This window comes from Acidovorax sp. GW835-FHT14G06 (assembly GCF_058793595.1).
Map to the genome: position 1 here is coordinate 115,128 of NZ_JBXAGA010000007.1, position 14,439 is coordinate 129,566.

14 protein-coding genes are annotated in these 14,439 nt (G+C 68.0%); all 14 read left to right on the top strand.

Annotated features, from left to right (window positions below; translation table 11 throughout):
• Positions 1 to 53 precede the first annotated feature (53 nt).
• Positions 54 to 563: a LeuD/DmdB family oxidoreductase small subunit gene (locus tag AC1Q64_RS13920; RefSeq protein ID WP_492251727.1), complete on the top strand. Its 510-nt coding sequence runs from the start codon at positions 54 to 56 to the stop codon at positions 561 to 563.
• On the top strand, positions 556 to 2,262 hold the full coding sequence (locus tag AC1Q64_RS13925; RefSeq protein ID WP_492251728.1) for a hydantoinase B/oxoprolinase family protein: 1,707 nt from the start codon (positions 556 to 558) through the stop codon (positions 2,260 to 2,262). Before AC1Q64_RS13920 ends, AC1Q64_RS13925 begins: the two co-directional genes overlap by 8 nt.
• Positions 2,259 to 4,343, top strand: a complete 2,085-nt coding sequence (locus AC1Q64_RS13930; RefSeq protein WP_492251729.1) for a hydantoinase/oxoprolinase family protein — start codon at positions 2,259 to 2,261, stop codon at positions 4,341 to 4,343. Before AC1Q64_RS13925 ends, AC1Q64_RS13930 begins: the two co-directional genes overlap by 4 nt.
• A complete protein-coding gene (locus AC1Q64_RS13935) occupies positions 4,340 to 4,963 on the top strand; it encodes a cysteine hydrolase family protein (RefSeq protein ID WP_492251730.1) in 624 nt (207 codons plus the stop codon). The genes AC1Q64_RS13930 and AC1Q64_RS13935 overlap by 4 nt, the downstream gene beginning before the upstream one ends.
• 29 nt (positions 4,964 to 4,992) lie before the next feature.
• Positions 4,993 to 6,384 (top strand): FAD-dependent oxidoreductase, encoded by a 1,392-nt coding sequence (locus AC1Q64_RS13940; protein WP_492251905.1) that lies wholly within the window; start codon positions 4,993 to 4,995, stop codon positions 6,382 to 6,384.
• Positions 6,385 to 6,388: 4 nt separating this feature from the next.
• A complete protein-coding gene (locus tag AC1Q64_RS13945; protein WP_492251731.1) occupies positions 6,389 to 7,264 on the top strand; it encodes an isocitrate lyase/PEP mutase family protein in 876 nt (291 codons plus the stop codon).
• Positions 7,265 to 7,370: 106 nt separating this feature from the next.
• Complete coding sequence (msrA, locus tag AC1Q64_RS13950) at positions 7,371 to 7,913, top strand: peptide-methionine (S)-S-oxide reductase MsrA (RefSeq protein ID WP_492251732.1); 543 nt, start codon at positions 7,371 to 7,373, stop codon at positions 7,911 to 7,913.
• 200 nt (positions 7,914 to 8,113) lie between these two features.
• Positions 8,114 to 8,539 carry a Fur family transcriptional regulator gene (locus AC1Q64_RS13955; RefSeq protein ID WP_492251733.1) on the top strand — a complete coding sequence of 142 codons (426 nt, stop codon included), beginning with the start codon at positions 8,114 to 8,116 and terminating at the stop codon, positions 8,537 to 8,539.
• The gene (locus AC1Q64_RS13960) at positions 8,536 to 9,219 is read left to right on the top strand and encodes an ATP-binding cassette domain-containing protein (RefSeq protein WP_492251734.1); all 684 of its coding nucleotides are present in this window, start codon (positions 8,536 to 8,538) and stop codon (positions 9,217 to 9,219) included. The genes AC1Q64_RS13955 and AC1Q64_RS13960 overlap by 4 nt, the downstream gene beginning before the upstream one ends.
• Positions 9,216 to 10,454: an FtsX-like permease family protein gene (locus AC1Q64_RS13965; RefSeq protein WP_492251735.1), complete on the top strand. Its 1,239-nt coding sequence runs from the start codon at positions 9,216 to 9,218 to the stop codon at positions 10,452 to 10,454. Before AC1Q64_RS13960 ends, AC1Q64_RS13965 begins: the two co-directional genes overlap by 4 nt.
• A 60-nt stretch (positions 10,455 to 10,514) precedes the next feature.
• Complete coding sequence (locus tag AC1Q64_RS13970; RefSeq protein ID WP_110958661.1) at positions 10,515 to 10,766, top strand: hypothetical protein; 252 nt, start codon at positions 10,515 to 10,517, stop codon at positions 10,764 to 10,766.
• A gap of 41 nt (positions 10,767 to 10,807) precedes the next feature.
• Entirely contained in the window at positions 10,808 to 11,437 is a 630-nt protein-coding gene (locus tag AC1Q64_RS13975; RefSeq protein WP_492251736.1) for a DUF3299 domain-containing protein, read from the top strand.
• Between the two features lie 54 nt (positions 11,438 to 11,491).
• Positions 11,492 to 11,953, top strand: coding sequence for a hypothetical protein (locus AC1Q64_RS13980; protein ID WP_492251737.1), 462 nt, complete (start codon positions 11,492 to 11,494; stop codon positions 11,951 to 11,953).
• Positions 11,954 to 12,268: 315 nt separating this feature from the next.
• Positions 12,269 to 14,386 carry a TonB-dependent receptor domain-containing protein gene (locus AC1Q64_RS13985; protein WP_492251738.1) on the top strand — a complete coding sequence of 706 codons (2,118 nt, stop codon included), beginning with the start codon at positions 12,269 to 12,271 and terminating at the stop codon, positions 14,384 to 14,386.
• The last annotated feature ends 53 nt before the right edge of the window (positions 14,387 to 14,439 follow it).

The following is a 14,439-nucleotide window of genomic DNA, read 5'->3' on the forward strand; positions in this document are numbered from 1 at the left end:
GTTCCACGGTGGCACTGGTCTGGGCCTTGCCGGTTTCATACACCGCGCGTTGGATGAACGACATGACGAATATTCACAGGGTATGGCGCCTTGGCGCTGACATCGACACCGATGTGCTCGCCCCCGGCCATGCCATGAAGCACGGCCTGGACGTGCTGGCGCGCCACTGCCTCGAATCGGTGCGGCCCGATTTCGTGGGCGGCGTGCGCAAGGGCGATGTGATCGTTGCTGGCCCCAACTTCGGCATTGGCTCCTCGCGCGAGCAGGCGGCCGCTGTGCTGGTGCGGCTGGGCATTGTGGCGGTCATCGCGCCGTCGTTCAGCGGCCTCTACTTTCGCAACGCCTTCAACCTGGGCCTGCTGCTGTTGACCTGCGCCGAGGCCGATGCACTGGCAGAAGGCGATGCCGTCACGCTCAACTGGCAGACGCCCGCTGTTGTCACCCCCCAGGGCCGTGCGCTGGCCTGCGACCCGATTCCCCCGTTTCTCATGGACATGGTGCGCGCTGGCGGTCTACTGAACCAGCTGCGCACCCGCTTTGGCAAGGAGGCCGTCAATGGCTGAACACAACACCACCACCGCACCGCCCGCTATGGACCCCGTCACCCTGGCCGTCTTGCGCGGCCGGCTGGAGCAGATCGCCGACGAGATGGATGCCACGCTGTACCGCAGCGCGTTCAACCCCATCATTGCCGAGGCGCATGACGCCTGCCACGGCCTCTATGACGCCATCAGTGGCGACACGCTGGTGCAGGGCAAATCGGGCCTGCCCGTGTTTGTGGGGGCGATGGCTTTCGCCGTGCGCGCTGCCATGCGGGCAGCGGGCGAGCGCGGTGGCATCACGGCGGGCGACACCTGGCTGTTCAACGACCCCTACGAAGGCGGCACACACGCCAATGACTTCAAGCTGGTGCGCCCCTTCTTTCGCGGTGGCAAGCTGTACTGCTTTCTGGCATCGGCCGCGCACTGGCACGACGTAGGCGGCAACGTGCCCGGCAACTACAACCCGGCCGCCACCGAGTGCTGGCAAGAGGCCGTTCAGATACCGCCCGTGCGCATCGTGCGCAGCGGCGTGTTCGACGATGACGTGCTCGCCATCCTCAAGGCCAACACCCGCCTGCCCGACAGCCTGTGGGGCGACCTCAATGGCCAGTTGGCCGCGCTCGACCTGGGCGAGCGCCGCCTGCACGACCTGCTGGACCAGTACGGCGACGCCCCGGTGCAGCAGGCCATGGGCGAGCTGCGCACGCGCGCCGTCAAGCTCATGCAGTCGCACATCGCGGCGCTGCCCGACGGGCGCTACACCTTCAGCGACCTCCTGGACAACGACGGGGTGAAGGATGAGCCGCTGACCATCGCCCTCGACATGACGGTGCAGGGCGAGCGCCTCACGCTCGACTTCTCGCGCACCTCGCCGCAGTGCGCCGGGCCCGTCAACATCTCGCGCGCCACGGCCATTGCGGCGTGCTACGTGGCGCTCAAGCATCTGTTCCCCGATGTGCCTGCCAATGCGGGCGTGCTGGACGCGGTGGACTTTGTACTGCCCGAGGGCCTCGTGATCAGCGCCGCGCGGCCGCGCCCGGTGGGTGGCTACACCGAGACCATCCTGCGCATGATCGACGTGATCTTCAGCGCCACCGCGCACGCCGACCCCAGGCGCGCCATGGCGCAGGCCTACGGCACCATCAATGCGCTGTCGATCGCGGGCCACCGCACCGATGCCGCGCGCAAGGGCCAGCGCTGGGTGATGTTCAGCTTCTTCGGCGGCGGTCACGGCGGGCACAGCGATGGCGATGGCCTGAGCCATGGCAATGCACCCATCTCCACCGCCACCATCCCGCCGCTGGAAATTCTGGAGGCTGCGTACCCCGTGCGCTTCACCCAATGGGCACTGCGGCCCGATTCGGGCGGTGACGGCCAGCACCGCGGTGGCCTGGGTGCCATCTATGAGATCGAGCTGCTGGAGCAGGACGCCGAGGTGTTCATCTTTGGCGAGCGTGGCAAGGCTGCACCCCAAGGCATTGCAGGCGGTAGCGCTGGTTCCATGAACGTCTTCAGCTATGAAAACAATAGTGAATGGAAGCGGCCACCCATGCGCTCCAAGATGATTGGTATCCACCTCAAGCAGGGCGAGCGCGTGCGCCTGGAGACCCCCGGTGGCGGTGGCTACGGTGCCCCGGCCGCGCGGGATGCGGCAGCGCGTGAGAAGGATCTGGCGATGGGCTATGTGAGCGCTCCCGCCGTAATGAAAGGCAAGGCATGAGCAGCGGCAAGGTTTCGGACAAGGCTTTGAGCGAGGCATCCTATGTGGTGGGCGTGGACGTAGGCGGCACCTTCACCGACCTGTTCGTGTTGGATGAGCGCGACGGCAGCGCCCGCATCGTCAAGGTGCCCAGCACCCGGGGCGAGGAGGCGCGCGGCTTCATGAATGGCGTGGCGCGCGTGGCCGACTCGGCCGGACAAATCGCCACCATCGTGCACGGCACCACCGTGGGCACCAATGCGCTGCTGGAGCGCAAGGTGGCACGCACCGGCATCATCACCACACGCGGCTTTCGCGATGTGCTGGAGATGCGCCGCCGCGACCGGCCGCAGACCTGGGGCCTGCGCGGCAGCTTCGAGCCCATCGTGCCGCGCAACCTGCGCCTCGAGGTGGACGAGCGCGTGCTGGCCGATGGCACGGTGCACACGCCCGTAGACATCGAGCAGGTCAAGGCCCAAGCGCGCGCGCTGCTGGAGGCGGGCTGCGAGGCTGTCTGCGTCTTCTTCATCAACACCTACGCCAATCCGGCCAACGAGCAGGCCGCCGTGGCCGCCGTGCGCAGCGTGTGGCCCAACCCGCATGTGACGGCCGCCAGCGAGGTGCTGCCCGAAATCCGCGAGTTCGAGCGCTGCTCCACCGCGACGCTCAACGCTGCGCTGCAGCCTGTGGTGGGCAGCTACCTGGAGCGGCTGGAGGGCGACCTGCGCACGCAGGGCTTTGGCGGCGAGCTGCTCATCGTGCAAAGCAACGGCGGCGTGATGTCGCGCCAGACGGCCTGCGATGTGCCCGTGCGCACCGCGCTGTCGGGCCCGGCAGCAGGTGTGATTGCCTGTGCAGCGATTGCGCGTGCGGCAGGTTTCCCCGATGTGATCACCGGCGACATGGGCGGCACCTCGTTCGACGTGTCGCTGGTGGCCAAGGGCGAGGCGGCGTTGGCCGCACAGACGGCCATTGAATTTGGCATGGTGGTGCGCTCGCCCATGATCCAGATCGAGACCATTGGCGCGGGCGGCGGCTCGATTGCCTCGGTGGACGCCAGCGGCATGCTGCAGGTCGGCCCCGAGTCGGCGGGCAGCATCCCGGGCCCGGCCTGCTATGGCCGGGGCAACACGCGCCCCACGGTGACGGACGCCAACGTGCTGCTGGGCCGTATTGCCGCCGACCGACCCCTGGGCGGTGGCCTGCTGGCCGCCATGGACGCGCAAAAGTCGCGCGACGCCATCGAGACCCATGTCGCCAAGCCGCTAGGCCTGGACGTGATGGCGGCTGCCGAAGCCATCCTCACCGTGGCCAATGCCAAGATGGCGGGCGCGGTGCGCGTGGTGTCCATCGAGCGCGGTCACGACCCGCGCCAGTTTGCCTACATGCCGTTTGGCGGCGGCGGTGCGCTGCATGTGTGCGCCATGATGCGCGAGGTGGGCGTGGGCACGGGCATCGTGCCGCGCTACCCCGGCGTCACCTCGGCCCTGGGCTGCGTGATGGCCGACATGCGCCACGACGCGGTGCAGACGCTGAACAAACCCCTGGCCGACCTGGACGTGGCCGACCTGCGCCAGCGGGTGGCCACACTCGCCGCCACCTGCCAGCAGCGCCTGGATTCAGCGGGCGTGAAGTTTGTGGAAGTGCAGGAGATCATTGCGCTCGACATGCTCTACGCCGGGCAGACCCACACCGTGCAGGTGCCCGTGGCGGCGGATGCGCTGAGCCACGAGGGCATTCGCGCCGCGTTTGAGGCTGCCTATTGCGCCGCCTTTGGCCGTGTGCTCGATGGCATTGCCGTGCGGGTGATGAACCTGCGCTACGCCCGTGTGGGCGTGCGCCCCAAGTTCGACCTGACGGTGCTGGCCCCGCAGACCACTACGGTGAACCCATCGCTCGGCGTACAGCGCGTGTTCCACGCCGGCCGCTGGTGGGACGCCGCGCGCCACGCACGGCTGGACCTGCCCGTGGGCACCCGCATCGACGGCCCCGCCATCCTGGAGCAGCCCGACACCACGGTGTGGCTGGAGCCTGGCTTCAGCGCCACGGTGGACCCGCTGGGCAACCTGCTGGTGCGGGCCGGTGGGGAGGGCGCGGCATGAGCCACAGCACCATCGACCCGCGCCACACAGCGCTGGTCATCATCGACCTGCAAAACGACTTTCTGGCCCCGGACGGCGCCTACGCGCGCGGCGGCGCGGTGAGCGCTGCCGCCCAGGCCTTGCCACCCCGGGTGGCTGCAGTCGCCAAGGCGCTCAAGGCCGCAGGCGGCATGGTGGTGGGCAGCCAGTTCACCCTGTGGCCTGACGCGCAGGGGGAGCCTATGGTGTCGCCCCACCTCAAGGCCTTGCGCCCATTTCTGCGCCGCGGCGACTTCGCCCCCGGCAGCACAGGCCAGGCGCATGTGGCCGAGATCGCACCGTGGGTGGACGTGTCGGTGTGCAAGGTGGCGTATTCGGCCTTCTTCAACACCCAGCTGGACTGGGTGCTGCGCCGCGCGGGCATCACCACCGTGGCGGTGTGCGGCATTGTCACCAACGGGGGCGTAGCCAGCACGGTGCGCGATGCACACATGCGCGACTACCAGACGCTGGTGCTGTCCGACGGCTGCGCGGCCTTCAAGCAGGCAGTGCACGACACCTCGGTGGCCGACATGGCCAACGTGGCGCAGGTGTTGAGCTGTGCCGACTTTTCTACTGTTTTGGCGGCTGCCTCCGCATGAGCACGCCCCGCATCTGCAAGGCCGAGCACATGCCCGGTACGGTGGCGCAAGACGCGCAAGACGCGCATGTGCCTGTGCTCATCTTGGGCGGTGGCGCTTGCGGGCTCACAGCCGCGCTGATGCTGCACGACGCCGGTGTGGACTGCGCGGTGCTGGAGCGCGACGCCACGCCGCTGGGCTCATCCGCTCTGTCGTCGGGCTTCATCCCCGCGCCCGACACACTGGTACAGCGCGCGGCGGGCATTGATGACAGCCCGGAGCGTTTTGCCGCCGACATCAGCGCCAAGGCCAAGGGCAGGGCGGCGGCCCATCTGGTGCAAGCCTATGCCCAGGCCATCGGTCCGGCGCTCGATGCACTGCAAGACCGCCATGGCCTGCAGTGGCAGGTGCTCGATGGATTTTTGTACCCCGGCCACAGCGTGCGCCGCATGCACGCCACGCCCGAGAAAACCGGCGTGGGCCTGATGGGCCGTCTGGCCAACGCGGTGACAGCGGCCGACATACCTCTCATCACCGAAGCCACCGTGCGCGAGCTGTGGGTCAACGCCCAGCAGCGTGTGATCGGCGTGGGCTACGAGCGGCCTGATGGCACGCTGGAGCACCTGGCCTGCGACGCACTCATCCTGGCCTGCAACGGCTTTGGCGGCAACCCGTCCCTGGTGCGCGAACTGCTGCCCGAGATGCGCGATGCGCTGTTCGCCGGCCACACCGGCAACGACGGTAGCGCCATCGCCTGGGGCCAGGCGTTGGGCGCCCGGCTGGCCGACCTGGGCGGCTATCAGGGCCACGGCTCCTGGGCCATTCCGCAGGGCGCGCTGATTTCGTGGGCGCTGATGATGGAAGGCGGCATCCAGGTGAATGCGCTGGGCGAGCGCTTTCACGACGAGACGCAGGGCTATTCCGAGGCCTCGGTGCATGTGCTGGCGCAGCCGGGCGGCGTGGCGTGGAATGTGTTCGATGCGCCCATCCTCGCGCTGGCACGAACCTTCCCGGACTTTGTCGATGCCGAAGCTGCGGGTGCCGTCAAGCACTGCGACAGCGTGCAGGCGCTGGCGGCCACCATCGGCTGCGAAGAATCAAAATTGATAGCTACCCTGGCAAGTACCACTAGCGCTAGCGGCCAAAATGACCAAAACCGCCGCACTTTTACCCGCCCACTGCAGGCCCCGTTCTGCGCAGTCAAGGTGACCGGTGCGCTGTTCCATACCCAGGGCGGGCTCGATATCGACGCCCAGTGCCGTGTGCTGGGTGCTGATGGTCGGCCGTTTCCTAACTTATTGGCTGCGGGCGGCGCTGCGCGCGGCGTGTCGGGCGATGCGGTGTGGGGGTATCTGTCGGGCAACGGCCTGCTCAGCGCCGTGGCCGGTGGCTACATCGCGGCGCACACGGCGGCCGAACTGGTCGCGTACTCGGAAGACTGAAACCATGACCACCCCATCCCCCCATCCATCGCTGCACCAACGCCTTCACGAACCTCGCGCCATCCTGGCCCCCGGCGTCTACGATGCCCTGAGCGCCCTGGTAGCCGAGCAGGCTGGCTTCGAGGCGCTGTACCTCTCAGGCGCATCGATTGCCTACACGCGCCTGGGCCGCTCCGACGTGGGCCTGACCACCTACACCGAGGTGGAAGACACCTTGGCCCGCATCACCGAGCGCGTGCGCACGCCGGTCATCGTCGATGCCGACACCGGCTTTGGCAACGCACTCAACACCCAGCGCACCGTGCGCGGCTTTGAGCGTGCGGGCGCGGCAATGATCCAGATCGAGGACCAGGGCTTTCCTAAGCGCTGCGGGCACCTGGATGGCAAGACGGTGGTGCCGGTGGGTGAGATGTGCGGCAAGCTCAAGGCCGCACTGGACGCCCGCCGCAGCCCCCACACGCTGATCCTGGCCCGCACCGACGCGCTGGCCGTCGAGGGCATCGACGCCGCATTTGACCGCGCCGAGGCGTACCTGGAATGTGGTGTGGATGCGCTTTTCATCGAAGCCTTGCGCACCCCCGAGCAGATGGACGCGGCCTGCCAGCGCTTTGCCCACCGCATCCCGCTGCTGGCCAACATGGTCGAAGGCGGCAAGACACCGATCCAGAGCGCGGCCGAGCTGCAGCAGCGCGGCTTTCGCATCGTGATCTTCCCCGGCGGCACCGCCCGCGCCGTGGCGCACACGCTGCAGGGCTACTACGCCAGCCTGCACACGCACCAGACCACCACGCCCTTCAAGGACCGGATGATGGACTTTGACGGCCTGAATGCGCTGATCGGCACGCCCGAGCTGATGGCACAGGGTCGCCAGTACGAGTAGCCTGACCCGACGTGTGCCCGGCAAATCCCCTGTCCGGGCTGCGCCGGGCAATGCCGCGTACCATGCCGTGGATCTCTTCCCCTGACTTCACCGCATGGAGACCCACATGGCCCACAACCCACAAACCATCACCCTGGGCGGCGGCTGCTTCTGGTGCACCGAAGCCGTTTTCGATCGCGTGCGCGGCATCACCGATGTGGAAAGCGGCTACACCAACGGCCACACCATCAACCCCACCTACGAGCAGATCTGCCAGGGCGACACCGGCCACGCCGAGGTGGTGCGGCTGACGTTCGATGCCGACGAAATCAGCCTGGAAGACATCCTGGAAATCTTCTTCCACACCCACGACCCGACCACGCTCAACCGCCAGGGCAATGACGTGGGCACGCAGTACCGCAGCGGCATCTACTACGAAAACCCCGAGCACGGCGAGATCGCCAACTCCATGATCCGCCAGATGTCGCAAGACAGGCTGTTCGGTGCGCCCATCACCACCGAGGTGAAGCCGCTATCGAACTACAGCATGGCCGAGGCCTACCACCAGGACTACTTTGCCAACCACCCCAATGCGGGGTACTGCGCATTTGTGGTGGGGCCAAAGGTGGAGAAGTTTCGCAAGACGTTTGCGCGGTATTTGAAGGGCTGACGCTGACGCGCTGGCGGCTGCCAGAGGGGCGGGATCCAGATCTTGCGCTCTGGGTTCAATGCTTGGAGGGAGCAAATTCGTTCAGAGCGAGGCTGCAGCCAGGCATAATGCAACCCGATTGCGTTATGCGCAGTTCATCCGCACCACCCATGTCTTCCCCGTCCCCTCAACGTCTCCAGCCTTGGTCGCTTCCCCCCGGCATGCGTGCCACCCGCGCCACACGGGCGTTGGCGGCCCTGTACGAGGCTCGGCCCGATGCGGCGCTGTCGGAGCCCGAGGTTGAAGCGGCCTTAGCTGCAGCGGGCGTTGCGGTCAACAAGGTCACGGTCTACCGCATGCTTGACCGTTTTGCTGCCGCCGGCCTGCTGCACAAGCAAGTCGATGCCGCCCGCGTGACGCGGTATGCGCTGGCGCCACAGGGGGAGGAGGGCGCTGCACCGCGGTTTGAATGCGACGACTGCCACCGCCAGTTCCGCCTGTCACAGGGTTCGGCCAAGGTGCAGAACGCCCTCAAGCAGGTGCTGCAGGCGCTGGCCACCGCAGGACACGAGAGCCTGGCGGTGGACATTGCAGTGCACGGGCGCTGTGCCGCCTGCGCGCACCCGGCCGAGGGCGCTGCCGCATGATCCGCACCCGGGGGCTTTCCTACGCCTATGCCACCGGTGGCGCCGCGCCGCTGCGCTTTCCGGATGTGGATCTGCGCCAGGGCGGCACGCTGCTGCTACGCGGGCGCTCGGGCACCGGCAAATCCACCTGGCTGGCGCTGATGGCCGGCCTGCGCGGTGCCAGTGGCGGTGACCTGTTCGTGGCGGGCACCCAGCTGGGCACGCAGCGTGGGGCCGAGATCGATGCCTGGCGCGCGCGCACCATTGGCTTCTTGCCGCAAAAGCTGTACCTCAGCAGCGCACTCACCGTGACGGACAACCTGGCGCTGGCGTACTTTGCGGCCGGGCTGCGGCGTGACGATGCGGCCATCCACCGCGCACTCGCCCAAGTGGGTGTGGCCGAGCTGGCCGCGCGCAAGCCGCACCAGCTCTCTGGCGGGCAGGCGCAGCGCGTGGCGCTGGCGCGGGCCGTGCTGCTGGCGCCGCAGGTGCTGCTGGCTGACGAGCCCACGGCCAGCCTGGACGACGAGGCGGCGGCCGATGCGCTGGCCCTGCTGCAGCACAGCGCTGCGGCCTGCGATGCCAGCCTGGTGATTGCCACGCATGACCAGCGTGTGGTGTCCGCCCTGGCGGGTGTCCAGACCCTCAATTTGAATGAAATCGGCACGGAGCGCCGGTTGAATATGCCTGAGCAGCTATGAATTCAGGAGTATTCAAACTCGCCCGCCTGTCCTGGCGCTACCTGTGGTCCCGCCCGCTGGCCGCCGTGCTCAACCTGCTGGTTCTCACGCTGGGCCTGGCCGCCATCACTTTGGTGCTGCTGGTGGCCACGCAGCTCGACAAGGCGTTTGAGCGCGACCTGAGTGGCATCGACCTGGTGGTGGGCGCCAAGGGCAGCCCGCTGCAGCTGATCCTGGCGGGCGTGTTCCACATCGACGTGCCCACGGGCAACATCCCGCTGCAAGAGGTGCAGGCGCTGCAGAAGAACCCGCTGGTGGAGCAGGTCATCCCGCTGAGCCTGGGTGACAGCTACCAGGGTTTTCGCATCGTGGGCACCACGCCCGACTACGTGGCGCACTATGAGGCCCAGTTTGCCGAAGGCGCGCTGTGGCAGCAGCCCATGGACGCGGTGCTGGGCGCCAGCGTGGCGCGGGGCATTGTCAAAGCCAGCCATCAAGGCGCGCCGCTGGTGGGGGCCACCTTCATCGGCAGCCACGGCCTGGGAGGAGGAGGGCACGCCCATGGCAACCACCCCTACCGTGTGAGCGGGGTGCTGGCGCCCTGCGGCTGTGTGCTGGACCGATTGATCCTGACCAGCACCGAATCGGTCTGGATGGTGCACGAGACCGCCACGGCCAACGATGCCGAAGACCTGGAAATCATGAAGGAAGAGCGTGAGGTGACCGTGGCCCTGGTGCGCTACCGCACGCCCATGGCGGCCATCACGCTGCCACGCCTGATCAACGGCGGCACCTCGATGCAGGCGGCGGCGCCCGCCATCGAGGTCACACGCCTGCTGCGCCTGCTGGGCGTGGGTGCCGATGTGCTGCGCGCCTTTGGCGGCGTGCTGCTGGCCGTGGCCGCGCTCAGCGTGTTCATCGCGCTGTGGAATGCCGTACGCGAGCGCCGCGCCGACCTGGCCATGCTGCGCATGCTGGGCGCGCCGCCGGGCCGCGTGGCCGGGCTGGTGCTGTGGGAGGCGCTGTGGCTGGCCGCGCTCGCGTCCATCCTGGGGCTGCTGCTGGGCCACGGCCTGGCGCAGGCCTTGGGCTGGGCACTACAGGCGCAGGGTTTGCTGCCGGTGACGGGCTGGATCTGGCTGCCCGCCGAAGCGGGGGTGCCGCTGCTGGCCGCAGGCGTGGCGGCGCTAGCGGCGCTGCTGCCGGCCATGCAGGCCTACCGCACCGATGTGGCCGACTTGTTGAGCCAGCCTTGATGTAGCCACCGAGTTCTGACCTCCATAAACCCTCTAGCCACTCAACCTGAAAGTCTTGCCATGAAAAAACTTTTCGCAGCTCTCGCCCTGGCCCCCATGCTGCTCGCCGGTGCCCTGGCCCACGCGCAAGCCCACAACGACAAGGACACCCAGGAAGACATCGCCCGCCACCGTGCGATGGCTGCCGCCCACGAGGCTGCCGCCAAGTGCCTGGAGTCCGGCAAGGGACACGATCAGTGCCAGAAAGACCTGCAGGCGGCGTGCAAGAACCTAGCCATTGGAAAATACTGCGGCATGAAACACGCGCACTGAGTGCCTGTTTTTTTGATGCTCGTTCGCCCGGAGTCCCCGCCATGTCCTGCACCTTGAAGCCCTTGCCCATCCCCGGCCTGATGGCTCGCGTGGCTTGTCTGGCCGCCATGCTGGTTCTGGCAACCGGTGCGCACGCGCAGCAAGGCAGCGCCACCAAGCCCGCGCCGGGCGCTTTTGAGCGCGCCAAGGAAGGCGCGGCCGCGGCGCCAGTGCTGTCGTCGCCCCTGCCTGCGGGCGCTGGCACCGTCGTGCCATCGGGGTCGGGTGCGGGCTACCACAGCCCCAACAGCCCGATTGCCCCGCTGCCCCAGCGCAACGACGTGGTGCCCTGGTCGGTGCTGACCGACCTGAGCAAAAAGACCACCAAGGACGGCATCCTGCCCGTGTTCAACGACGCCCAGAAGGGCATGGACAAGACCACGCAGCGCATCCAGGGCTTCATGGTGCCGCTGGACGCCAAGCCGACGCAGACGCACTTCATCCTCACCTCCGTGCCGCTGACCTGCTCGTTCTGCACACCGGGCGGGCCCGAGAGCATGGTCGAGGTCAAGGCCAAGACACCCGTGCGCTATTCGCTGGAGCCCGTGGTGGTGGAAGGCAAGTTCACCGTGCTCCCCAATGATCAATATGGCCTGTACTACCGTGTGGTGGATGCGGTACCAGTGAAGTAATCCCCGGCGTTGCCGCTGCAGCCTCTGCCGCAATCCTTTCCCTTTTTGCCTGACGTGACCCGCGCCTTCCTTCGCCCTTTGCACCTGCCGTCCGCCGCCCTGCGCGGCGCAGCGGTGCGGCGCGTGGCATTGGCGTGGCTGCTGCTGGCCCTGGTGGTGGTGCCCACGCTGGGGCGGCTGCACCAGGTGGTGCACGGCGGCGCGCTGGACCAGGCGCATGCCGGGCTGCTGGCCGCGCCCTCTTCGTTGCCCGGGCAGCCGGCGTGGGACCCGGCCCCCACTGCGCGGCCCGCTGCCACACCTGGCCACGGTCTGTGGCTCCCCTATCTGCTGGCCCACCACGCGCCGGTGGACTGTCTGTTGCTCGACCAACTGGCGCTGGGCGACGCATTGCATGCCGCCCCGCTGGCGCTGCCTGTGGCCGATGCGCCGCTGCCGCCGGCCGTGCATGCGGCAGGGCGGGCGAGCACACCCCACATTGCGCTGTTCCACGCGCGCGGCCCGCCCCAGGCCTGAAGCGCAGCGCACCTCCAGCCCCACCTTCTCAGTCGGCGTACCCGCTGTGTGCCTTGCAGGGCAACGCGGCGGTGTTGTGCCTGCTGGCGCAGGGCGCGGTATGCAAGCCGCTGTATGCAGGCCGATTTGGCGGCTGCCAGCGGCCGTACCACGGCGCGCCGCCAATCATTACTCCTGTTTTCATAGCTGCTAGCGCATATTTCACTAGCGCTTGCAGCGGTTTTTATTCATCAACTCGCGCCCCGGGCGCGGGTCGGCATGCGCAGGCGCGTTGGCACCGCCAGCGCCGCGCATGCCTTGTTGCAGGCCACCACCATGACCCACACCTTTTCTACCCACCGCTTTGCTTCCCGCCGTGCACGCCCGGCGCTCCACCCTGTGGCCCTGGCGACCCTGCTGGCGCTGTCTGGCACCAGCGTTGCCACCCAGGCGCAGACTGCACCCGCGCCCGCTGCGGCGGCTGACGCTGCGCCCAGCCTGCCCGCTGTCACCGTGTCGGCCAGCGGCCTGCAACTGGGCGCCAGCGACATGACCACCCCCGCCACCGTGCTGGAAGGGGATGAACTGGTGCGCCGCCGCGAGGCCACGCTGGGCGAAACGCTGAACAGCGAGCCCGGCATCACCAGCAGCCACTTCGGTGCGGGCGCCAGCCGGCCCATCATCCGCGGCATGGACGGCCCGCGCGTCAAGGTGCTGAGCGATGGCGCCGAGCTGCACGACGCCTCCACCATCAGCCCCGACCACGCCGTGGTGTCCGAGCCGCTGCTGGCCACGCAGATCGAGGTGCTGCGTGGCCCCTCGGCCCTGGTTTATGGCAACGGCGCCGTGGGCGGCGTGGTCAACGTGCTGGACGGCAAGGTGCCCACCGCCATTCCGCAAAAGGGATACGAAGGCAGTGCCGAGCTGCGTGCCAACTCGGGGGCGGGCGAGGGCGCCGGGGCCTTTTCGCTGACGGGCGGGGCGGGCAACCTGGCCGTGCATGTGGAGGGCGTGGCGCGGGATGCGGGCGACTACCGCGTGGGCAAGGGCTGGTCGGGCGGCAGCAAGGTGCTGGGCAGCTTCAACCGCACGGACACTGGCAGCGTGGGCCTGTCGTGGGTGGGCGACCAGGGCTACCTGGGGGCGGCCTACACCCGCCAGACCGCCAAATACGGTCTGCCCGGCCACAACCATAGCTTTGATGGCTGCCACACCCATGGCGACCACCTGCATTGCGGCGCCCATGCTGACGACGAAACCGACGGCCATGACCACGACCATGACGCTGCGGCAGGCGATGTGCCGGTGGTCGACCTGCGCAGCGAGCGCTTTGACGTGCGGGGCGAGCTGCGCAACCCGTTTACGGGCTTCTCGGCCCTGCGGCTGCGCGCGGGTGTCACCGACTACAAACATGACGAGGTCGAAGACGGAGCCATCAGCACCACCTTCAAGAATAAGGCCTACGACACGCGCGTGGAACTGCAGCACGAGCCCATCAGTGGCTTCAAGGGCGTGATCGGCCTGCAGACCTCACAGCGCAAGTTCAGCGCCGAGGGCGAGGAGGCCTATGTGCAGCCCACCGTGACCCGCAAGACAGGCCTCTTCGTGCTGGAGGAGTACCGCTGGAACGACTGGCGCTTTGAAGCCGCCCTGCGCCACGACCGCCAGACGGCCGAGGCCCAGACCAGCGGGATCGAGCGCAGCCACAACGGCACGTCGGCATCGCTGGGCGCGGTGTGGAAGTTCACGCCGGGCTACCAGGTGGGCACCTCGTTCACCCGCGCCAGCCGTGCCCCGTCGGCCGAAGAGCTGTACGCCCAGGGCCTGCACATGGCCACCAGCACGTACGAACGGGGCAATGCCGACCTGCGCTCCGAAATCTCGCAGAACATCGATGTGAGTCTGAAGAAGACCAGCGGCGACACCACCTTCGGCGTGAGCGTGTTCCGCAACCGCATCCAGAACTACATCTATGGCCGCACGCTCGACGCGCTGGACGGCCTGCAACTGCTGCAATACAGCCAGGCCGATGCCACCTTCACCGGCATCGAAGGCCAGGTGCGCCAGCGCCTCACGCGCAATCTGGGCATCACGCTGTTTGGCGACACCGTGCGCGCCAGGCTCGACGGTGGTGGCCTGCTGCCGCGCATCCCGGCCACCCGCGCCGGTGTACGGCTGGACGCCAACTGGCAGGCCTGGGAAGGCCAAGTGGAATGGGTGCAGGTGGCGCGGCAAAACCGCGTGGCCGACTTTGAAACCGCCACGCCCGGCTACGGCATGCTGAACCTGGGCGTGAGCTACAACGGCCAGTTCAGCAGCGGCACCCCCTGGCAGGTGTACCTGAAGGCCAACAACCTGACAGACCGACTGGCCTATGCGCACACCTCGTTCATCAAGAACGCAGCGCCGCTGATGGGGCGCAATCTGACGGTGGGGGTGAAGGTGGCGTTCTGACGGGTGAAGCCGTCGTGATGTGGGCGAGCCAGCGGCGGCGGAGGGCGTTGCTG